This window comes from Stenotrophomonas sp. SMYL8 (genome assembly GCF_036320065.1).
GTDB lineage: Bacteria > Pseudomonadota > Gammaproteobacteria > Xanthomonadales > Xanthomonadaceae > Stenotrophomonas > Stenotrophomonas maltophilia_A.
Genome location: NZ_JAWIRR010000004.1, coordinates 28,827 through 47,707, shown reverse-complemented (window position 1 = coordinate 47,707; position 18,881 = coordinate 28,827). Strand labels below are relative to the sequence as shown.

17 protein-coding genes are annotated in these 18,881 nt (G+C 66.4%); 7 read left to right on the top strand and 10 right to left on the bottom strand.

Going from position 1 to position 18,881, the window contains the following annotated elements:
* Positions 1 to 92 precede the first annotated feature (92 nt).
* The 4 genes from V3B25_RS05245 to V3B25_RS05230 are packed head-to-tail and all read right to left on the bottom strand — an operon-like array spanning position 93 to position 4,679.
* Entirely contained in the window at positions 93 to 1,307 is a 1,215-nt protein-coding gene (locus V3B25_RS05245) for an FtsX-like permease family protein (protein ID WP_049421416.1), read from the bottom strand.
* Between the two features lie 21 nt (positions 1,308 to 1,328).
* Complete coding sequence (locus tag V3B25_RS05240) at positions 1,329 to 2,630, bottom strand: ABC transporter permease (protein ID WP_329810262.1); 1,302 nt, start codon at positions 2,628 to 2,630, stop codon at positions 1,329 to 1,331.
* Between the two features lie 10 nt (positions 2,631 to 2,640).
* Complete coding sequence (locus tag V3B25_RS05235) at positions 2,641 to 3,366, bottom strand: ABC transporter ATP-binding protein (protein WP_014038558.1); 726 nt, start codon at positions 3,364 to 3,366, stop codon at positions 2,641 to 2,643.
* 35 nt (positions 3,367 to 3,401) lie between these two features.
* Positions 3,402 to 4,679: an efflux RND transporter periplasmic adaptor subunit gene (locus V3B25_RS05230; protein WP_049421414.1), complete on the bottom strand. Its 1,278-nt coding sequence runs from the start codon at positions 4,677 to 4,679 to the stop codon at positions 3,402 to 3,404.
* A gap of 203 nt (positions 4,680 to 4,882) precedes the next feature.
* Between V3B25_RS05230 and glmS the strand changes: the two genes are divergently transcribed.
* Positions 4,883 to 6,721, top strand: a complete 1,839-nt coding sequence (gene glmS, locus V3B25_RS05225; protein WP_329810261.1) for a glutamine--fructose-6-phosphate transaminase (isomerizing) — start codon at positions 4,883 to 4,885, stop codon at positions 6,719 to 6,721.
* A gap of 444 nt (positions 6,722 to 7,165) precedes the next feature.
* On the top strand, positions 7,166 to 7,597 hold the full coding sequence (locus V3B25_RS05220; protein ID WP_010481344.1) for a CBS domain-containing protein: 432 nt from the start codon (positions 7,166 to 7,168) through the stop codon (positions 7,595 to 7,597).
* Between the two features lie 67 nt (positions 7,598 to 7,664).
* On the opposite strand, the gene V3B25_RS05215 is transcribed toward V3B25_RS05220, so the two are convergent.
* Both V3B25_RS05215 and gloA read right to left on the bottom strand, forming a co-directional pair.
* The gene (locus V3B25_RS05215; RefSeq protein WP_100473977.1) at positions 7,665 to 8,093 is read right to left on the bottom strand and encodes a VOC family protein; all 429 of its coding nucleotides are present in this window, start codon (positions 8,091 to 8,093) and stop codon (positions 7,665 to 7,667) included.
* A gap of 91 nt (positions 8,094 to 8,184) precedes the next feature.
* Complete coding sequence (gloA, locus tag V3B25_RS05210) at positions 8,185 to 8,700, bottom strand: lactoylglutathione lyase (RefSeq protein ID WP_329810260.1); 516 nt, start codon at positions 8,698 to 8,700, stop codon at positions 8,185 to 8,187.
* A gap of 122 nt (positions 8,701 to 8,822) precedes the next feature.
* On the opposite strand from gloA, the gene V3B25_RS05205 reads away from it, so the two are divergent.
* The gene (locus tag V3B25_RS05205) at positions 8,823 to 9,935 is read left to right on the top strand and encodes a PLP-dependent cysteine synthase family protein (protein WP_201117372.1); all 1,113 of its coding nucleotides are present in this window, start codon (positions 8,823 to 8,825) and stop codon (positions 9,933 to 9,935) included.
* 101 nt (positions 9,936 to 10,036) lie between these two features.
* Here V3B25_RS05205 and V3B25_RS05200 read toward each other — a convergent pair whose 3' ends face one another.
* Positions 10,037 to 10,441 carry a hypothetical protein gene (locus tag V3B25_RS05200; RefSeq protein ID WP_049460886.1) on the bottom strand — a complete coding sequence of 135 codons (405 nt, stop codon included), beginning with the start codon at positions 10,439 to 10,441 and terminating at the stop codon, positions 10,037 to 10,039.
* A gap of 170 nt (positions 10,442 to 10,611) precedes the next feature.
* Here V3B25_RS05200 and V3B25_RS05195 point away from each other — a divergent pair, with 170 nt between their 5' ends.
* The gene (locus tag V3B25_RS05195; RefSeq protein WP_125893407.1) at positions 10,612 to 12,642 is read left to right on the top strand and encodes a M3 family metallopeptidase; all 2,031 of its coding nucleotides are present in this window, start codon (positions 10,612 to 10,614) and stop codon (positions 12,640 to 12,642) included.
* A gap of 168 nt (positions 12,643 to 12,810) precedes the next feature.
* Here V3B25_RS05195 and V3B25_RS05190 read toward each other — a convergent pair whose 3' ends face one another.
* Both V3B25_RS05190 and V3B25_RS05185 read right to left on the bottom strand, forming a co-directional pair.
* A complete protein-coding gene (locus V3B25_RS05190; RefSeq protein WP_329810259.1) occupies positions 12,811 to 13,614 on the bottom strand; it encodes an SDR family oxidoreductase in 804 nt (267 codons plus the stop codon).
* The gene (locus tag V3B25_RS05185) at positions 13,611 to 14,177 is read right to left on the bottom strand and encodes a DUF1415 domain-containing protein (protein ID WP_049406028.1); all 567 of its coding nucleotides are present in this window, start codon (positions 14,175 to 14,177) and stop codon (positions 13,611 to 13,613) included. Before V3B25_RS05185 ends, V3B25_RS05190 begins: the two co-directional genes overlap by 4 nt.
* A gap of 193 nt (positions 14,178 to 14,370) precedes the next feature.
* Here V3B25_RS05185 and V3B25_RS05180 point away from each other — a divergent pair, with 193 nt between their 5' ends.
* The 3 genes from V3B25_RS05180 (at position 14,371) to V3B25_RS05170 (ending at position 18,234) form a co-directional block, all read left to right on the top strand.
* Entirely contained in the window at positions 14,371 to 15,837 is a 1,467-nt protein-coding gene (locus V3B25_RS05180) for a benzaldehyde dehydrogenase (RefSeq protein ID WP_032129026.1), read from the top strand.
* 17 nt (positions 15,838 to 15,854) lie between these two features.
* The gene (locus V3B25_RS05175) at positions 15,855 to 16,982 is read left to right on the top strand and encodes an NAD(P)-dependent alcohol dehydrogenase (protein ID WP_049421406.1); all 1,128 of its coding nucleotides are present in this window, start codon (positions 15,855 to 15,857) and stop codon (positions 16,980 to 16,982) included.
* Positions 16,983 to 17,136: 154 nt separating this feature from the next.
* The gene (locus V3B25_RS05170; protein WP_049399220.1) at positions 17,137 to 18,234 is read left to right on the top strand and encodes a helix-turn-helix domain-containing protein; all 1,098 of its coding nucleotides are present in this window, start codon (positions 17,137 to 17,139) and stop codon (positions 18,232 to 18,234) included.
* Positions 18,235 to 18,269: 35 nt separating this feature from the next.
* Here the strand turns inward: V3B25_RS05170 and V3B25_RS05165 are convergent, their stop codons facing one another.
* Positions 18,270 to 18,752: a YajQ family cyclic di-GMP-binding protein gene (locus tag V3B25_RS05165; protein ID WP_329810258.1), complete on the bottom strand. Its 483-nt coding sequence runs from the start codon at positions 18,750 to 18,752 to the stop codon at positions 18,270 to 18,272.
* Positions 18,753 to 18,881: the final 129 nt, after the last annotated feature.

The window sequence follows — 18,881 nt, the reverse complement described above, 5'->3', positions numbered from 1 at the left end:
GCATAGCCAAACCCGTGGCTGTGCAGGAACGGCCCTCGGGGAAGGCCGGAGGCCGGGCCATCGACGCGGCCCGGCCTGTCTGGAGCGGAGCCTCAGGTGCCCCGGGTGGCGACCGCCGGCGGGACAGCCGCAGCCCGGCGGGCCGGGCCGAACACGGCGATCTGGCCCAGTGCCCACAGCAGCAGTGCACCCAGCGGCAGGTACAGCAGCGGCATGCGCGGCAGCTCGTACAGATTCATCAGGGCCAGATTGATCGCGTAGGCCGCCAGCATGCCCAGCACGATGCCCAGCGTGGCCAGCAGGAAGTTCTCGGTCTGGAAGTAGCGCAGGATCTGCCCGCGGGTCGCGCCCAGCGCACGGCGGATGCCGATCTGCTTGCTGCGCTGCTGCACCCAGAAGCTGGCCAGGCCGATGATGCCCAGCGCGGTGACCACCAGCAACGAGATGCAGACGGTGATCAGCAGGCCGACCATCGCGCGGTCGTTCTTGAAGTAGTCCTTGCGCTGATCCTCGTAGGTCTCCTTCTCGCGCACCAGTCGATTGGGGTCATTGCGTTCAAGCGCGGCGATCGCACCCTTGAGTACTTCCTCGCGCCGTTCCGGGGCGGTACGCAGCACATAGGGGCCCTGGGTGAAATCAGTTCGCACCGGCAGCACCATCGACAGCGTGGTGTTGTTGTTGTAGTCGGTCGGCGTTGCCAGTGCGGCGACGATGCCGACCACGTGCAGCGGCTGCTTGCCCATGTAGAACGTCTTGCCCAGTGCATTCTCGCCCGGGTACAGCTTGTCAGCGAGGGTGCGGCTGATGATCACGGAGGATGCCGTATTGGACGAGGCGTTCTTCTGTGCGTCCTCGAAGTTGCTGTACTCGCTGGACTGGAAGTCACGGCCGGCGGTCAGCTGCAGTCCAAGCGTGGGCAGTCCGCCTTCGCCGAACATGTACATGGTGACGAAGGCGGTCGGGCGCTCCTGCTCCTGTTTAAGCGAAACGCTGGTGTTGGAGGAGTTCGGGCGGAACGGCAGCTGGTTGACCTTGGCTGCGGCAGTCACGCCGGGCACCGCACGCAGGGCAGACAGGTCTTCCAGAGTGCGGGACTGACCGTTGGTCTGCTTGCCGATGCCGCTGACCCGGACGAACACCAGTTCGTTCTCGGCCAGGCCGCTGGTCTGGCTGATCCGTTCCACGCGCTGGGTGACCAGGAACAGGGCGTTGCAGACGATGGCGCAGGTCAGGGCGACTTCCAGCACGATCAGGGCGGCGGCCGTCTTGTGCCGGCGCAAGGTGCTGAGGATGGGGCGGATATCCATGGGAGGTCCTCGTACTCGTGCTTACTGCGACTTGAGCTGGATGGCCGGGGTGACCTGCATCGCGCGCCAGGCGGGCAGGAAACCGGCGGCGAGACTGGCGAACAGGGTCAGGCCGATGGCCAGCAGCAGCATGCTGCCGTCCAGGTGGGCGAGATCCGCGTAGTCCACGGGTTGCTGGCGTACCGCGTACAGTCCAAGCAGGGCCAGGCCGATGCCGAGCACACCGCCGGCAACGCCGATTGCACCGGCTTCAACCAGGCACTGCAGGAAGATCTGCCCCCGGCTGGCACCGAGGGCGCGACGCACGCCGATTTCGCCGCTGCGGCGCAGGAACTTGGCCAGCAGCAGGCCCACCGTGTTGACCAGGCAGACGCCGAGGAAGCCCAGTGCCAGCCACATCTGCAGGCGCACGTCGCTGGGCACGGCGTTCTTGAACGTCAACCACTCCATTACCGGGCGAAGCCGCACGTTGGTGGGACGCTCGAAACGCCCTGCTGCGCGCTGCTGGTCCGAGTAGTTGACCAGGTAGCTGCGGTAGTCCTCGACCTTGGCAGGGTCCAGCTCTACCCAGTATTGGATCCAGCTGCACGGCGCGCTGATCGAGTTGCTGCTGCCATCGGGATTTTCGCCAAAGCAGTTCATGTTGCCGTTGCTGCCGAACTCCAGATCCATCGCGGTCGAGAACGGCACCAGCAGGTCTTCATCCTTGCCGTAGTTGCCTGTGGTCAGATCGAAGAAGTGGGGTTCGGGGCTCCATTCCTTCATCACGCCGATCACCCGCAGCGAGTGGCCGTTGAGGCGGATCTCGCGGTCCGTGCTGTCGGCGCCCTGGAACAGCTTGTCGTTGATCGCCTTCGACAGCACCACCACACGGCTGCGGTTGTCATCGTCGCTGCCGTTCCAGGTGCGTCCGTACTGCATGGGCACGTCGAACATCGGGAAGAAGTCAGCCGACGTCCAGCGCGTATCCACCGAGAACGGCTTGAGCGTGGTGAGCTCGGGTTCCACCGTGCCGCCGCCCGCACTCATCATTGCCTGGCGTACGCCGCGCTTCTCGCGCAGCAGGGTCTCGGCATCGCGCCGGGTCATCTGTTCCTCAGGCTCCTCACCCGGGGTATAGCCGCCCCGCGGGCGTGGATCGACCTGCACATAGAACAGGCGGTCGCTCTTGCCGGGAATCGGGTCACCGGACAGCACGTGGAACACGGTCAACGTGGTCATCGAGGCGCCGATGCCCAGCGCGATGGCGATCACCATCAGCGCGGTCAGTACCTTGTTGCGGTGGAAGCTGCGCACCGCCAGTCGGGCGTAGTAGGCGAACATGGTCGGGCCCTCACTCGTTGACGGCGACGATGTGGCGTGGCGGGGTGGCCAGCACCGGCTCGCGCACCAGGTCGGTCACCTGGCCATCGACGATGTGCACGTTGCGCTGCGCGCGCGCGGCCAGTTCCGGGTCATGGGTGACCATCACGATGGTGGTGCCGGCGGCATTGATCTCCTCCAGCAGTTCCATCACGCCGCGGGCCATCTGCGTATCCAGGTTGCCGGTCGGTTCGTCGGCCAGCAGCAGGCGCGGGCTGCCGGCCAGGGCGCGCGCGATCGCGGCGCGCTGCTGCTGGCCACCGGACAGCTCATTCGGGTAGTGCTTCATGCGCGAGCCCAGGCCGACCTGGGTCAGCGCCTTCTCGATGCGCTCGCGGCGCTCGTTGGCGCTCATCTTGCGGTAGCGCAGCGGCACGTCGACGTTGTCGAACAGGTTCAGGTCGGGGATCAGGTTGAAGCCCTGGAAGATGAAACCGATCTTCTGGTTGCGCAGGCGGCTGCGGGCGTCGTCGCCCAGCGTGCTCACGTCCTGGCCGTCGAGCATGTAGGTGCCGCTGGTGAAGGTTTCCAGCAGGCCGGCGATGTTGAGGAAGGTGGTCTTGCCGGAGCCTGACGGGCCGGTGACGGCGACGAATTCGCCCTCCTTGACCTGCAGTTCCAGCGAACGCAGTGCGTGGGTTTCCACCTGTTCGGTGCGGAAGACCTTGGCGACCGAACGCATTTCGAGCATGTACATGGGGTGTCCTCTCTCCAGGATTCAGGTATCAGGTATCAGTTGACGGAGACGCGTTCGGCGTCCTTGAACAGGTCGCTGCCAGAGACCACGATGCGGTCGCCCGGCTGCACACCCGACTTGATTTCCACTTCGCCCAGGCTGCTGACGCCCAGTTCCACCGGACGCCGCACCGCGGTGCGGCCGTCCATTACGTAGGCGATGCCGTTGCCCTGTTCGACGAACGGGCCGCGCTCGACCTTGAGTACGTCCTTGCGGGTATCGAGCAGCACGCGTACCGACATCCTCTGGCTCTGGCGCAGGCCTTCCGGCTGCGCGCTGGCAAAGCGCACGCGGGCATTGACCTCGCCGTTGACCACTTCCGGCGACACCGCGCTGATCTCGCCCGGGAACGGCTTGCCGTTGCCGCCGGTCAGCTGCGCCGGCATGCCGATCGCCAGGTCGCGGGCGAAGCTCTCCGGTACCTTGATCTCGACCTCGAACTTGGACAGGTCGACCACGCCCAGCACTGGCGCATTGGCGGCCAGGTTGGTGGACTGGACGGCCTGCACCTGGCCGACCTGGCCGTCGAACGGCGCGCGCAGGGTCAGCGCGTCCACCTGGCGCTGCACCTCGGCCACCACTGCCTTCTGGCGGTCGGCCAGCAGGCGCTTGTTGCGGGCGTCCAGGTCAGCGCCCTGGCTCTGCAGGCGTGCATCGGTGGTGGCGTTGGCCAGCGTGATGTCGGCTTTCTTCAGCGAGTCCTTGGCCTTGGCCAGATCGATCTGCGGTACTGCACCGCCGTCGTAACCGCGCTGGTAGCGCTGCAGGTCGCGGTCGGCGGCCTGGCGCTCGATGGTGGCCTGGTCGGTTTCCTTGCGCGACTTGGCGCGGGCCAGGGTGGCGTCCAGCGCGGCGCGGCTGGCCTCGGCTTCCAGGCCGGCCAGGGTGGCCTGCTCCTGGGCCAGCTTGCTGCGCAGTTCCGGGCTGTCGATGACCGCCAGCTCCTGGTCCTTCTTGACCACGTCACCGGCAACGACTTTCAGGTCCACGGTACCGGCCGAGATGGCGTACAGGATCGGGCTGTTGGCGGCAATCACCCGACCGTCGGCGGCGATGTCGCGGACCAGGTCGCCGCGCTTCACTTCGGCGATGCGCACGCGGCTGCTGTCGTAGGAGCGGCTGGCGTTGGACCAAGCATGCACTGCCCAGCCGATGCCGGCCAGCAGCGCGATGGCGCCCAGTGCCGGCCAGCGGTAACGCTGCCAGTTGGCGCGGGTAGTGCCGGCCGGGGCGGAGGAAACGATCTGGTCCTGTGCGGAGGTGTCGCGGATCATCGGGTGCGTGCCTGACGGTGGTAGTGGGTACCAAGCACGTAGCGTGCCAACTTTATTTCCTTGTGGGTCAATGGGTTGGGAGGCACCCTGAAGTGTCCGGGTGTCCGCGGACACCTTTCCGGACACTTTCATTAAGCGGACAGGAGGGGGAGCGCGGGCCCGCAGGCTAGAATGCCGCGATCGTCTTCAAGGAAACGCGTGACATGTGTGGAATCGTGGGTGCAATCGCCGATCGCGACGTAGTGCCGGTGCTGATCGAGGGCCTGAAGCGGCTTGAGTACCGTGGTTACGACTCCTCGGGCATCGCGGTGATCGACCATGCCGAGCGCCCCGAGGTACGCCGCGTGCGCCGTACCGGTCGAGTGTCGGAAATGGCCACGGCGGCCGAGGCCGAGGGTTTCAATGCGGTGCTGGGCATCGGCCACACCCGCTGGGCCACCCACGGGGGCGTCACCGAGGCCAACGCGCATCCGCACATCAGCCACGGCGTGGCGCTGGTGCACAACGGCATCATCGAAAATCACGAGGAGCAGCGCGAGAAGCTGCGTGCCCTGGGTTACACCTTCGAGTCGCAGACCGACACCGAAGTCATCGCGCACCTGATCCATCACCACCTGAAGGACGGCGACGACCTGCTGGTGGCGCTGCAGCGCACGGTGAAGGAGCTGACCGGTGCCTACGCGCTGGCTGTGGTCAGCCGCGCCGAGCCGGAGCGCTTTGTCTGCGCGCGCATGGGCTGCCCGTTGCTGGTGGGCCTGGGCGAGGGCGAGAACTTCGTCGCCTCCGACGTTTCGGCGGTGATTTCGGCCACCCGCAAGGTGATCTTCCTGGAAGAGGGCGACACCGCCGAGATCCGCCGCGACGGCGTGCGCATCTTCGACGAGCATGACCAGCCGATCGAGCGCGAGGTGCACCTGTCCGATGTGTCGCTGGCATCGCTGGAACTGGGCCCGTACCGCCACTTCATGCAGAAGGAAATCCACGAGCAGCCGCGCGCGCTGGGCGACACCATCGAGGCGGCGATCGACGCCGGTGGTTTCCCGGCCGAGCTGTTCGGCAAGAATGCCGAGGCCGTGCTGTCAGGCATCGAAGGCGTGCAGATCATCGCCTGCGGCACCAGCTATTACGCCGGCCTGACCGCGCGTTACTGGATCGAAGCCATCGCCGGCCTGCCGTGCAGCGTGGAGATCGCCAGCGAGTACCGCTACCGTGCCGCCTATGCGAACCCGAAGCACCTGATCGTCACCATCTCCCAGTCCGGCGAAACGCTGGATACGATGGAAGCGCTGAAGTACGCCAAGTCGCTGGGCCACACGCACACGCTGTCGATCTGCAACGTGCCGGAGAGCGCGATTCCGCGCGCCAGTGAGCTGGTCTGCTACACCCGCGCCGGCGCCGAGATCGGCGTGGCCTCGACCAAGGCCTTCACCACCCAGCTGGCCGCACTGTTCCAGCTGACCGTGGTGCTGGGCAAGCTGCATGGCCGTATCGACGCGGCGCAGGAAGCGGACTATCTGGAGCAGCTGCGCTTCCTGCCGGGCAGCGTGCAGCACGCGCTGAACATGGAGCCGCAGATCGCCGCCTGGGCCGAGCGTTTCGCGCGCAAGAGCAGCGCGCTGTTCCTCGGCCGTGGCCTGCATTACCCGATCGCGCTGGAAGGCGCGCTCAAGCTCAAGGAAATCTCCTACATCCACGCCGAGGCCTACCCGGCGGGCGAGCTGAAGCACGGCCCGCTGGCGCTGGTGGACGAGGACATGCCGGTGGTGGTGATCGCGCCCAACGACAGCTTGTTGGAGAAGGTGAAGTCGAACATGCAGGAAGTGCGCGCGCGCGGCGGCGAGCTGTTCGTGTTCGCCGACCAGGACAGCAATTTCAACGAGTCCGAAGGCGTGCATGTGATCCGTACGCCGCGCCATGCCGGCGTGCTCAGCCCCATCGTGCACACCATCCCGGTGCAGCTGCTGGCTTACCACACCGCGCTGGCGCGCGGCACTGACGTGGACAAGCCGCGTAACCTGGCCAAGAGCGTGACGGTGGAGTAAGCCCGTCGGATCCATTGGATGCTGCATGCGAAAGGGGCCCACGTGGCTCCTTTCGTTTGTGCCGACGGGAGTGCGAAGTGGGACAGCCGCCGGGTGTTCTGTCCGCCATCGGCAGCAGGCAATCAATCTTTAATGCACGGCATCGGCTGTATTCAGCGGCGGTTTCAGCCGCGGTGCCATTCTCTGGATCGTCAGTTGGTTCCCACGACGAACTGTCCTATCGATGCCGGTAGTGACCGATGGTCGCAGTCGTAGAATCGATTTGTCCGAGGTCCGGGTTGAGCGGTTGAGCCCACCTCGTTCGCGTTGCAGCACATCGTCTGCCAATCCGTTCCAAGCGGCAGCCGGGTGCGCCAGACGTGCGCTGAAAGGTCTGTTCCCGGGGAGGGGGCGTATCGGAAGAGCACACTTTTTGACTTCAGTGACCTGCACCAGGAAACAAGAATGAACGTCCGCGAACTCCTGCAATCCAAGAAAGAAGCTGTCATCACCATCGACGCCGAAGACACCATCGGTGCCGCCGCCCACAAGATGAGCGCGAACAAGATCGCTGCGCTGGTGGTGATGAAGGACGATGCCCCGGTCGGCATCATTTCCGAAAAGGACATCGTGCGCACCTTGGCCGACGACGGCCCGCAGGCCGGCCGCCGGGTGATCTCCAGCCTGCCGTCCACCGGCCTGGAAGGCATTGCGCCGGAAGCGACCCTGAAGCAGGCCATGTCGTTGATGACATACTCGCGGCGCCGTCATCTGATGGTCACCGAAGGCACCCGACTGGTTGGCATCCTCAGCCTGGGTGACATCGTGAAGAACCTGCTGGGCGAGCTGGAACTGGAAAAGGCCGTGCTGCAGGACATCTACATGGCCGCCCACTGAGGGCTTGACCCTTGGATGCAGAGAAGCCGGGCATTGCCCGGCTTCTTCGTTCACGGTTTCGGTGATATCAGAAAGTGACCTTCACCGAGTCGGCGCTGTAGTTCGCTGGGCCGTGGTAGACCACTTCGATGTTGTTGCCATCCGGATCAATCACGAACGCGCCGTAGTAGCCCGGATGGTAAGGGCGTTCGCCCGGCGCGCCGTTGTCGGTGCCGCCGGCGGCGATCGCGGCGGTATGGAAGGCGTCGACGGTGGCGCGGTCGCGCGCCTGGAAGGCCAGATGGTGGCGGCCGGTCAACTGGCCGGCGGCGGCCTCGCTGCTGGCGTTGGAAATGAACAGCTCGTCGGCCCAGAAGTAATCATCGCCTTCGCCGGCGATCGGGATGCCGATCGTCTCGAACACCGCCTGGTAGAAGCGGCGGCTGGCGGCCAGGTCGCGTACGACCAGCTGGATGTGGTCGATCAGTCGTCCGCGGTGCAGTTCCATCGTTTCCATACCAACCTCGCAAAAAAGGGGACGGAGGGGATTAAGTCGCTTGCGGCCTAATAGTGCCAGAAACGGCTTAATCCCCTCCGTCCCCTTTTTGTCAGTTGGCGATGATCTCGACCCAGTAGCCGTCCGGGTCCTTGATGAAGGCAAGGTTCTTCATGCGGCCGTCGGTCAGGCGCTTCTGGAAGGCCACGCCGAGGTCTTCGAAGCGCTGGCAGGCGGCCTCGATGTCCGGCACCGACACGCAGATGTGACCGAAGCCGCGCGGGTCGCTGTTGCCGTCGTGGTAGACCGCGCCGTCCTGGGTTTCGGTGCCGTGGTTATGGGTCAGTTCCAGCACACCCGGCAGGCCGGCCATCCACACGCGGCGCTGGCTGTCGTCTTCCGGCACCACCGCGCCGGCCGGTACGTAGGCCAGGAAGTACAGGCTGAACTGGGCTTCGGCGAAGTCGCGCTTGTCGATCAGCTGGTAGCCGAGCACGCGGGTGTAGAAGTCCAGCGAGGCGGTGATGTCCTTCACCCGCAGCATGGTGTGGTTGAACACGAAGCCGGTGGTCTCGGCCGGGGCCTGGGCGGCGACGCCGGGGACATCGCGCAGGGCGGGAATGGTCATGGGGGAGGTCCTTCAGACAGGGCCGTTGCTGGCCGGATGGGGCCATTCTACCGGCCGTCACCTGACGGCACCGCGACGTACAATGGGCGGATCGCACCGTTCCGTTCTGAGCATTGCCCGCCATGTCGCAGCGTGAATGGGTGGCTGCCGCCATCCGCAAGATCGAAGCCGATTTCAACCGTTCCGCCGATACCCACCTGATCCCGCTGGCGCTGCCCGGGTTCGCGGGCATCGATGTGTACCTGAAGGATGAATCGAGCCATCCCACCGGCAGCCTGAAACACCGGTTGGCGCGCTCGCTGTTCCTGTATGCGTTGACCAACGGCTGGCTGCGCGAAGGGCGGCCGGTGATCGAGGCTTCCAGCGGGTCGACGGCAGTGTCCGAGGCCTATTTCGCGCGCCTGCTGGGGGTGCCGTTCATTGCGGTGATTCCGGCCACGACCTCCCCAGAGAAAATTGCGGCCATCGAGTTCCACGGGGGCCGCTGTCACCTGGTCGAGCGTGCCTGTGAACTCAACGGTGAATCGGAGAAGCTGGCCCGCGAAACCGGTGGCCACTTCATGGACCAGTTCACCTATGCCGAGCGGGCGACCGACTGGCGCGCCAACAACAACATCGCCGAATCCATCTTCAAGCAGATGGCCGAGGAGCCCAGCCCGGTTCCGGAATGGATCGTGTGCAGCCCCGGTACCGGCGGTACTGCGGCCACGCTGGGCCGCTATGTCAGCTACCGCCGGCACGACACCCGCATCCTCTGTGCAGACCCGGAAGTGTCGGTGTTCTTCGACGGTTACCAGGCCGCCGTGGCCGGTGAGCAGGACTGGCGTGGCCTGACCTGCAGTGGTGGTTCGCGCGTGGAAGGCATCGGCCGACCACGGGTGGAGCCGAGCTTCATCCCGACCAGCGTCGATGCGATGGTGAAGGTGCCCGACGCGCTGAGCCTGGCCGCGATGCGCCATGTCAGCCGCCAGCTCGGCCGCCGTGTCGGTGGCTCCACCGGCACCAACTTCATCGGTGTGCTGCAGGCGGCGCATTGGATGCGTGAGGCGGGCCACCAGGGCAGCATTGTCAGCATCCTGTGCGACAGTGGCGAGCGCTACGCGCAGAGCTATTACGACCCGGCGTGGTACGCGCGCCAGGGCATCGATGTCGACGGCGCCGATGCGCAGCTGGCGGCGGCAGTGGCCGGGCAGGGGCTGCCGGAACTGCCGTGGTGCAGCCTGGAAGCGTTGTAGCCGGCCGGCATTTCCGCCGGGCATGGCCCGGCGCTACCGATCGCGGCGGGCGGGTAGCGCCGGGCCATGCCCGGCGAGCGCAGCGGTGTGTCGTACCCCGATCAATACCCCGCCGCGGTGAACGCGTCCAGCACTGCATCGCGCAGCGCATCGGGCAAGGCCTCGATGTCCATCGCGCGATCATCCAGATGCAGGCTCGGGTCCAGGATGCTGGCACGGCCCTGGGCCAGCGCCTGCAGCCACAGCAGCACGCAGATCACGAACTCGCGCTCATGGCCCAGCCGCAGCTGGCTGGCGCCGCGTTCGATCACCTCGAACGGGTACCACTCCTGGGCATCGTTGAACGTGCCGCCCTGCTGCAGCACTGCCTGCAGTTGATGCAGGTGACGCGGGGCGTCGTCGCCGGCATCGCACAATGCGGCGATCCAGGTCAGTTCGGCCGGGCTGGCGGACAATGCCAGTGACCGGGCCGGTGAGGCGGATGCAACTGCAGCCAGACCTTCCATGTAGGGCCTCGTTCGGTGCGTACCGCTGCGGACTCCCCCGCAGCCAGAGCTTCAGCGCGGGACCGTAAGGCCGACGTGAATGCCGGGCCGTGCCCCCTTGTCAGCCCCGCCTGCCAGCGCCATATCTACCAAGCTGCCCGCCCGCCGGGCCCGTTCCCTGGAGACCTGCCGTGACCGTTGCCAACCCCCTGCTCGATTTTTCCGGCCTGCCGCGCTTCGAGGCGATTCGCCCCGAGCACGTGGCGCCGGCGCTGGACGTGCTGCTGGCCGAGGCCGAAGCCGCCGTCAGCACGGCCGAGCAGGTGCAGCCGGTGCGCTGGGAGACCTTCGTTGCCCCGCTGGACGATGCCACCGAGCGGCTGTGGCGCGCCTGGGGCCTGGTCGGCCACCTGCAGGGCGTGGTCAACACCCCGGAACTGCGTGAGGCCTACAACAGCAACCTGCCGCGGGTGACCCGCTTCGCCAGTGCGCTCAGCCAGAACCTGGCGTTGTACCGGCAGTACCAGACACTGGCCGCCAGCACCGAGGCGGCGCGCTTCGACGAGGCCCAGCGCAAGGTGCTGGACAACACGCTGCGTGACTTCCGCCTCGGCGGCGCCGAGCTGGCGCCGGAGGCGCAGCAGCGCTTCGCGGCGATCAAGGAAGAACTGTCGGCGCTGTCGGCGAAGTTCTCGCAGAACGTTCTTGACGCTACCGATGCCTGGTCGCTGATCGTCGAGGACGAAGCGCGATTGAAGGGCCTGCCGGAAGACGTGAAGGCCGCCGCGCATGCCGCAGCACAGAAGGACGGCAAGTCTGGCTGGAAACTGACCCTGCAGATGCCGTGCTACCTGCCGGTGCAGACCTGGGGTGAGGACCGCGACCTGCGCGAGATCCTGTACCGTGCCAGCGCACAGCGTGCGTCCGAATTCGGCGATGACACGCTGGACAACAGCGGCAACATCGACCGCATCCTCGCCCTGCGCGCGGAACTCGCCGCACTGCTCGGCTTTGGTTCGTATGGTGATTATTCGGTGGCGACCAAGATGGCGCAGGACCCGGCCGAGGTGCTCGGTTTCCTGCGTGACCTGGCCTCGCGCGCCAAGCCGTTCGCGGCCAAGGACCGTGCTGAACTGGAACAGTTCGCACGCGAGCAACTCGGTATCGACAGCCTGCAGGCCTGGGACCTGGCATTCGCTGCCGATCGCCTGAAGCAGGCGCGTTACAGCTATTCCGAACAGGAAGTGAAGCAGTACTTCACCGAACCGAAGGTGCTGGGCGGCCTGTTCTCGGTGATCGAGCAGCTGTACGGCCTGCGCGTGCAGGAGGACAGCGCGCCGGTGTGGCACGAGGATGTGCGCTTCTTCCGCCTGGTCGATGCGCAGGGTGCGCTGGTGGGCCAGTTCTACCTGGACCTGTACGCGCGCGAAGGCAAGCGCGGTGGCGCGTGGATGGATGATTGCCGTAACCGCCGCGAGCGTGCCGACGGCAGCGTGCAGACGCCGCTGGTCTACCTGGTGTGCAACTTCGGCCGAGGTGCCAATGGCAAGCCGGCTACCTTCAGCCACAATGAAGTGACCACCCTGTTCCATGAAATGGGCCACGGCCTGCATCAGCTGCTGACCCGCATCGGCGAACTGGGTGTGGCCGGCATCAACGGCGTGGAATGGGACGCGGTGGAGCTGCCCAGCCAGTTCATGGAGAACTTCTGCTGGGAATGGGAGCACCTGCAGGCGATGACCGCACATGTGGACAGTGGCGAGCCGCTGCCGCGCGCGCTGTACGAGCGCATGCTGGCTGCACGCAACTTCCACAGCGGCATGGCCACCGTTCGCCAGCTGGAGTTCGGTCTGTTCGACATGCTGCTGCACAGCCAGTTCGAGCCGGCGCAGGACAGCGTTCTGGCACTGCTCGATCGTGTGCGCGCGGAAGTGGCGGTGAACCACCCGCCGGTCTGGAACCGCTTCCCGCATCAGTTCAGCCATATCTTCGCCGGCGGCTACGCAGCCGGTTACTACAGCTACAAGTGGGCCGAGGTGCTGAGCGCCGATGCCTATGCGGCGTTCGAGGAGGCGCCGCAGGCGCTGGCTGAAACCGGCGCGCGCTTCCGCGAAGAGATCCTGTCGCGCGGTGGCAGCCGCCCGGCGGCGGAGAACTTCAAGGCCTTCCGCGGCCGCGCACCGCAGATCGACGCGCTGCTGCGCCACTCGGGCATGGCGTAAGGTGTTTGGTAGGTGCCAACCTTGGTTGGCACGTTACCGCTATCCACGCATGGCGTGGATCTACCGGAATGTTCGGACATGGCGTAACGCCTTGGTAGGCGCCAACCTTGGTTGGCGAAAAGCCCAGGCCAACCAAGGTTGGCCTCTACCGGGCGTCGCGCCTTGGGGTCATTCGGCGTAGATCATCTTCCGGGTCATGCCGCCGTCCACGATGAAGTCCTGGCCGGTGGTGAAACCGGACAGCGACGACAGCAGGTACACCGCCAGTGCACCGATGTCTTCGGGCCGACCGACCCGACCGACCGGGTGTTGCGCATGGTCGATGGCTGAGTATTCAGGTGCGTGGCGCTGTGAGGGTGCCTGCCACGCAGTGGTGCCGATCCAGCCGGGGCTGATGCTGTTCACCCGCACCGCCGGGCCGGCGCTGATCGCAAGTGCATGGGTGAAGGCCACCAGCCCACCCTTGGCTGCCGCATAGGCTTCGCTGTGTGCTTCGGATTGCCAGGCCCGGGTGGAGGCGATGTTGATGATCGCACCGGCGGCGCTGGCGGTCAGTGCTGGCAACGTGTGCTTGCTGCACAGGAATGCACCGTGCAGTGACGACAGCCGGCGCTGCCACTCGTCCCAGTCCATATCCTGCAACCCTGTGCCGTGTGGACCGGCGATGCCCGCGTTGTTCACCAGTCCGTCGATACGGCCGAAACGCTGCAGGGCCACGGCGATGAAGTCGCGCACGCTCGCTTCGTCGGTGATGTCCAGGCGCTGGAACGCGGCATCCTCGCCGCGCTGCCATTCCGCCAGACACGCTTCTCCGGCCTCCACGTCCAGGTCGCCGATCAGCACGCGTCCACCGGCACCAAGTACGGCCTGGGCAATACCACGGCCGATGCCGTTGGCACCGCCGGTGACCAGCACAACCTTGCCCGATAGTGGCGCGGCCGGCCATGCGGCGATCGGCGGCACCGTGCTCACGTCAGGTCTTCGCCGCGCAGGCGGCGATGCCAGCCGTCCACACCGATGCGGTCCAGGGTCTGGATGTTGCGCTCGACGATCACGTCCGGGTCCGGATAGACATCCACCGCGCGTGCCACGCTGTCTTCGCGCAGCAGGTGCAGGGTGGGGAAGGGTGCGCGGTTGGTGTAGTTGCTGGCGTCGTCCGCGGCCACGCCATCGAACTGGTAGTCCGGGTGGAAGCTGGCCACCTGCAGGATGCCCTGCAGGTCCAGTGCCTCGATCGCCGCATCGGCGTTGTCGAGGAAATCGTTGTAGTCGAGGAAATCGGTCAGCACCTGCGGATGCACGATCAGCGTCGTGTCGATCTGCTCGGCCGGGGTATCGCGCAGCAGCACCAGTTCCTCGGCCAGCTGTTCAACCAGGGCTTCCGGCGTGGTCGCATCGCTGAGCACGATGCGGACCTGGTCCTTCACGTACACCGCCTTGGCGAACGGGCACAGGTTCAGGCCGATGACGATGCGCTCCAGCCACAGGCGGGTGGCGGCGATCGGGTCATCGGTGGGCAGGGGGGAATCGGTCATGGCGGGCACGTGGGCTGGCGGGGCCGCCATTGTAGGCAGTGTGCCGGTGCTGCGCTGTCCACTGTGCAGGAACTGGACAGTGGCGAAGCTGGAAATTCCTGAAGATTCAAACCGTTGCGCGCTACCGATGGATGGCCGATTGCCAGTCCGGGGCGACGGGCGTGGAATGGATGCACGACACAGGAGGACACCCATGACTGCATCTTCCCCGTGGCTGCCGGACGCCCTCTGGGCCGGCGCCTTCTTTGATGGCCACTGGCAGGCTGCCCCGCAACGGCACCCGGTGATTGAACCGGCCACTGGCCGGGAGCTGGGCGAGATCGGCCTGGCCGACCCGGCGCAGATCGCGCGTTCGGCGGCTGCCGCGGCACAGGCGCAGCAGGCTTGGGCGGCGGCGCCCTACGAACAGCGTGCCGACGTGCTGCGCAAAGCCGCGCGTCTGGCCGAAGAAAACATCGACACCCTGGTCGAGTGGCTGGTGCGCGAAAGCGGCTCGACCCGCCTGAAGGCCGGCTTCGAGGCCAAGGTGACGATCAAGGCGCTGCACGAGGCCGCCGCACTGCCGTCGCGCAGCACGGGTGAGATCCTGCCCTCCGAGCCGGGCAAGCTGAATCTGGCGCGGCGCCGCCCGCTGGGTGTGGTCGGGGTCATTTCACCGTTCAACTTCCCGCTCTACCTGGCGATGCGTGCGGTGGCCCCGGCGATCGCGCTGGGCAACGCTGTGGTTCTCAAGCCGGACCCGCGTACGGCAGTGTGTGGTGGCGCGGTGATCGCACGCCTGTTCGAGCAGGCGGGCCTGCCGGCAGGCGTGCTGCACATGCTGCCCGGCGATGGCGCGGCCGGGGCCGCGCTGACCAGTGACCCGCACGTGGCGATGATCCAGTTCACCGGTTCCACCGCCGCCGGGCGCAAGGTCGGCGAAGCGGCGGGCAAGCACCTGAAAAAGGTTTCGCTGGAGTTGGGTGGCAAGAATTCGTTGATCATCCTGGACGATGCGGACCTGGACCTGGCGGTGGCCAACACCGCGTGGGGCGTCTACCTGCACCAGGGCCAGATCTGCATGGCGACCGGCCGCGTGCTGGTGCACCGCAAGATCCACGACACGTTCCTGCAGAAACTGGTGGCCAAGGCCAACGCGCTGAAGGTAGGCGACCCGGCACGTGAGGACGTGGCGATCGGCCCGCTGATCAATGCTGGCCAGCGCGACCATGCTGCACGCGTGGTCGAGCAGGCGGTGCAGGCCGGTGCCACGCTGGAAGCGGGCGGCACACACCGGGAGCTGTTCTTCGCACCCACCGTGCTCGGCAACGTTGCGGCCGACAATCCGGCCTTCAGCGAGGAAATCTTCGCGCCGGTAGCGGTGGTGGTGCCGTTCGACGATGACGACGAAGCCGTGCGCCTGGCCAACGACAGCGAGTACGGGCTGTCGATGGCGATCGTGTCCAGCAACGTCGGCCGCGCGCTGAAGATCGGCGAGCGCCTGCGTACCGGTCTGCTGCACATCAACGACCAGACAGTGAATGACGAGGTGATCAACCCCTTCGGCGGCGTCGGCGCGTCCGGCAACGGCACCAGCATCGGTGGCCCGGCCAACGGCGAGGAGTTCACCCAGTGGCAGTGGTTGACCGTCAAGGGCGAAGCGCCCGCTTACCCGATCTGATCGAAGGAGCCATCACGATGAACGACAACAACGCAACGCGTGAGATCACCGCCGCCGTGGTGCGCGGCAAGGAGCAGCCCTTCGTCATCGAGCAGGCGACGCTGCGCGGTCCGCAGGACGACGAGGTGCTGGTGAAGGTGGTGGCCACCGGCCTGTGCCATACCGACCTGATCGTGCGCGATCAGTACTATCCGGTGCCGCTGCCGGCGGTGCTGGGCCATGAGGGGGCGGGCATCGTCGAAGCGGTTGGCCCGAACGTGCGCGACCTCAAGGCGGGGGATCACGTGGTGCTGACCTACGGCGCCTGTGGTCACTGCAATCCCTGCCGGGGTGGACACGGTGCTTACTGCAGGGATTTCTTCGCCCTGAACTTCGGTGGCGATGATGGCCACGGCCATACCGCGATCACCGATGCGCAGGGCCAGCCGCTGCACGACCATTTCTTCGCCCAGTCCTCGTTTGCCACCTACGCGCTGGCCCGCGAGATCAATGCGATCAAGGTGCCTGATGACGCACCACTGGAACTGCTGGGCCCGCTGGGGTGCGGCATCCAGACCGGTGCCGGTGCGGTGCTCAACTCGCTGCAGGTGCGGTCGGGCAGCAGCTTTGCAAGCTATGGTGCCGGTGCGGTGGGCCTGAGCGCGGTGATGGCGGCCAGGGTGGCCGGGGCCACCACCATCATTGCCATCGACGTGGTGCCTTCGCGCCTGGAGCTTGCTCTGGAGCTGGGGGCCACCCACGTGGTCAACAGCCGGGAGACCGATGTGGTCGAGGCGGTGCGTGCGATCACGGGTGGGGGTGCTGACTTCGCGCTGGAATCAACCGGTCGTCCGGACGTGCTGTCCGCTGGCATCGAAGCGCTCGGTGGGCTGGGCATGATGGGCGTGGTCGGTGCGCCGAAGCTGGGCACCACCGCCAGTTTCGATGTGAACAACCTGCTGCTCGGCGGTCGCAGCATCCGCGGCATCGTCGAGGGCGACAGTGTGCCGCAGGTGTTCATTCCGCAGCTGGTGACCCTGTTCCAGCAGGGACGCTTCCCGTTCGACAAACTGGTGAAGTTCTATCCGCTGGAACAGATCAACCAGGCCGCCGAAGACAGTACCCGTGGCATTACCCTGAAGCCGGTGCTGCGCATCGCGGCGTAGTTTCCCTTGTTGGTAGTGCCGGCCGCTGGCCTGCATGGGGCAGATCCGTTTTCCATAACGGCTCTGCCCCTTTGTTTGAACGCGTCTTGAAACGGAAACGCTCCGTTGCCGAGACGTAACATGGCGTTGCCGCTGGCGGGTGTACGCTGCGTCCATGATGGCCACGACAGTCGGGCAGCAACAACTGGTGGCGGCACGTGCCGCTTTCGCCGACGGCGATGCGCGCTCATTGGGCGTGTTGCCGCTGCCGCTGCAGCAGTCATGGCTGCGTTCGCGCGCGGCGGGCCTGCAGCCGGGGCAGGAGCCGGACTATCGGCCGCTGCTGGGCGATGGCCGCCATCTGTCCCATCCCGATGACCGGCGCCTGGCGCGTTGCGTGCAGCCGGAGCTGGAACAGCTCTGGGCGGCCTTCGGTGGGCGTGGCTGGACGATGTTCTGCGCCAACCGCGACGGCATGGTGATCGCGCAGCAGGCCCACGGGCTGGAAGATGCTCCCTTGCTGCGGCCGATCCAGGTCGGGCGACAGCTGGGCGAGACCGAGATCGGCACCACCGCGCCAGCGGTCAGCCTGGCCGACGATGTGCCGGCACTGGTGCGCGGCAACGAACACTACCTGCAGCGGTTCGCGCCGGTGTTCTGCCTGAGCGAGCCACTGCACGATCTCGACGGTCGGGTCTGCGGAGTGATCGACATCACCGGTCTTGGCGAGCGCGATCCCGCGCTGCTGCAGGGCTATTTCCGGCAGGCTGCGCTGGCCAGCGAAAATCGCTTGTTCCACAGCCTCACTGACGTGCACCTGCTGGCCGTGCAACATGATCCGCGCTGGCTGGCGTCACCGCTGCAGGGGCTGCTGGCGGTGCAGGAGGATGGCCAGCTGCGTGCAGCCAACCGCGTTGCACGGCGCCTGCTGGGCCTGCCACGGCGCGGGCCGTTGCCGCTGCTGGGTCTGGAAGCGCTGTTTGCCGGTGCCAGTGCGGCGCAACGGCGTCGGCTGCTGCAACCGGGCGCAGCGCATCGGGTCCGGCTGGGCGAGGGCAGTGCGGTCTACCTGCAGCGTCTGCAGGGGCCGCGGGGCGCGGCGCACCGGTCTACTGTGCGGAGCACCCCGGCAGATCCAGGCGCGCCGCTGCTGCGTGACCAGCAGCGTGAGGCCGCGCGTCGCGCGGCCCAGGCCGCTGACGGCAACCTCAGCCTGGCCGCACGCCAGTTGGGAATCTCGCGCACCACGCTGTACAAGCTGCTGCGCGATTGACCGCGTAGTCCACCGGGCAGGGCCCGGCGGGGGCATCAGTCGCGGAAGTTGTTGAACTGCAGCGGCAGTTCGAACTTGCCGGCCTTGAGCACGGCGATGGCGTCCTGCAGATCGTCGCGCTTCTTGCCCTGCACGCGCAGCTTGTCGCCGTTGATCTGGCTTTCCACCTTCAGCTTGGCGTCCTTCAGTGCCGCCGCGATCTTCTTGGCGATCTTCTGCTCGATGCCCTGCTTGACGGTGATCTTCTGCCGGGCCTGGGCCAGGTTGGTTTCGATGTCGCCGAACTCCAGGCTGAGCACGTCGATGCCGCGCGCGGCCAGGCGTGCGCGCAGGATGTCGTTCATCTGCTTGAGCTGGAACTCGGTCGGCGCCGTCTGACTGATGACATCGCCATCGCGTTCGAACTTGGCGTCCACGCCCTTGAAGTCGAAGCGGGTGGCCAGTTCACGGTTGGCCTGGTCGATGGCGTTGGTCAGCTCGTGGGTGTCGACTTCGGACACGACGTCGAAGGAAGGCATGGGCGATGCTCCGCAGGATTCAGTGGCGGTCATTCTATCGCGCCGGCCCGCATGCCCGCTTTCTGTAGAGTCGGGGGGGGGGGGGGGGGGGGGGTGGAAAAAGATGATCGGATGGGGCGGGGGAGGAAA

What these genes read in the sequence shown, in the direction of transcription:
- V3B25_RS05245 (WP_049421416.1), bottom strand. Translation starts at nt 1,307, where the DNA reads ATGGATATCCGCCCCATCCTCAGCACCTTGCGCCGGCACAAGACGGCC.
- V3B25_RS05240 (WP_329810262.1), bottom strand. Translation starts at nt 2,630, where the DNA reads ATGTTCGCCTACTACGCCCGACTGGCGGTGCGCAGCTTCCACCGCAAC.
- V3B25_RS05235 (WP_014038558.1), bottom strand. Translation starts at nt 3,366, where the DNA reads ATGTACATGCTCGAAATGCGTTCGGTCGCCAAGGTCTTCCGCACCGAA.
- V3B25_RS05230 (WP_049421414.1), bottom strand. Translation starts at nt 4,679, where the DNA reads ATGATCCGCGACACCTCCGCACAGGACCAGATCGTTTCCTCCGCCCCG.
- glmS (WP_329810261.1), top strand. Translation starts at nt 4,883, where the DNA reads ATGTGTGGAATCGTGGGTGCAATCGCCGATCGCGACGTAGTGCCGGTG.
- V3B25_RS05220 (WP_010481344.1), top strand. Translation starts at nt 7,166, where the DNA reads ATGAACGTCCGCGAACTCCTGCAATCCAAGAAAGAAGCTGTCATCACC.
- V3B25_RS05215 (WP_100473977.1), bottom strand. Translation starts at nt 8,093, where the DNA reads ATGGAAACGATGGAACTGCACCGCGGACGACTGATCGACCACATCCAG.
- gloA (WP_329810260.1), bottom strand. Translation starts at nt 8,700, where the DNA reads ATGACCATTCCCGCCCTGCGCGATGTCCCCGGCGTCGCCGCCCAGGCC.
- V3B25_RS05205 (WP_201117372.1), top strand. Translation starts at nt 8,823, where the DNA reads ATGTCGCAGCGTGAATGGGTGGCTGCCGCCATCCGCAAGATCGAAGCC.
- V3B25_RS05200 (WP_049460886.1), bottom strand. Translation starts at nt 10,441, where the DNA reads ATGGAAGGTCTGGCTGCAGTTGCATCCGCCTCACCGGCCCGGTCACTG.
- V3B25_RS05185 (WP_049406028.1), bottom strand. Translation starts at nt 14,177, where the DNA reads ATGACCGATTCCCCCCTGCCCACCGATGACCCGATCGCCGCCACCCGC.
- V3B25_RS05180 (WP_032129026.1), top strand. Translation starts at nt 14,371, where the DNA reads ATGACTGCATCTTCCCCGTGGCTGCCGGACGCCCTCTGGGCCGGCGCC.
- V3B25_RS05175 (WP_049421406.1), top strand. Translation starts at nt 15,855, where the DNA reads ATGAACGACAACAACGCAACGCGTGAGATCACCGCCGCCGTGGTGCGC.
- V3B25_RS05170 (WP_049399220.1), top strand. Translation starts at nt 17,137, where the DNA reads ATGATGGCCACGACAGTCGGGCAGCAACAACTGGTGGCGGCACGTGCC.
- V3B25_RS05165 (WP_329810258.1), bottom strand. Translation starts at nt 18,752, where the DNA reads ATGCCTTCCTTCGACGTCGTGTCCGAAGTCGACACCCACGAGCTGACC.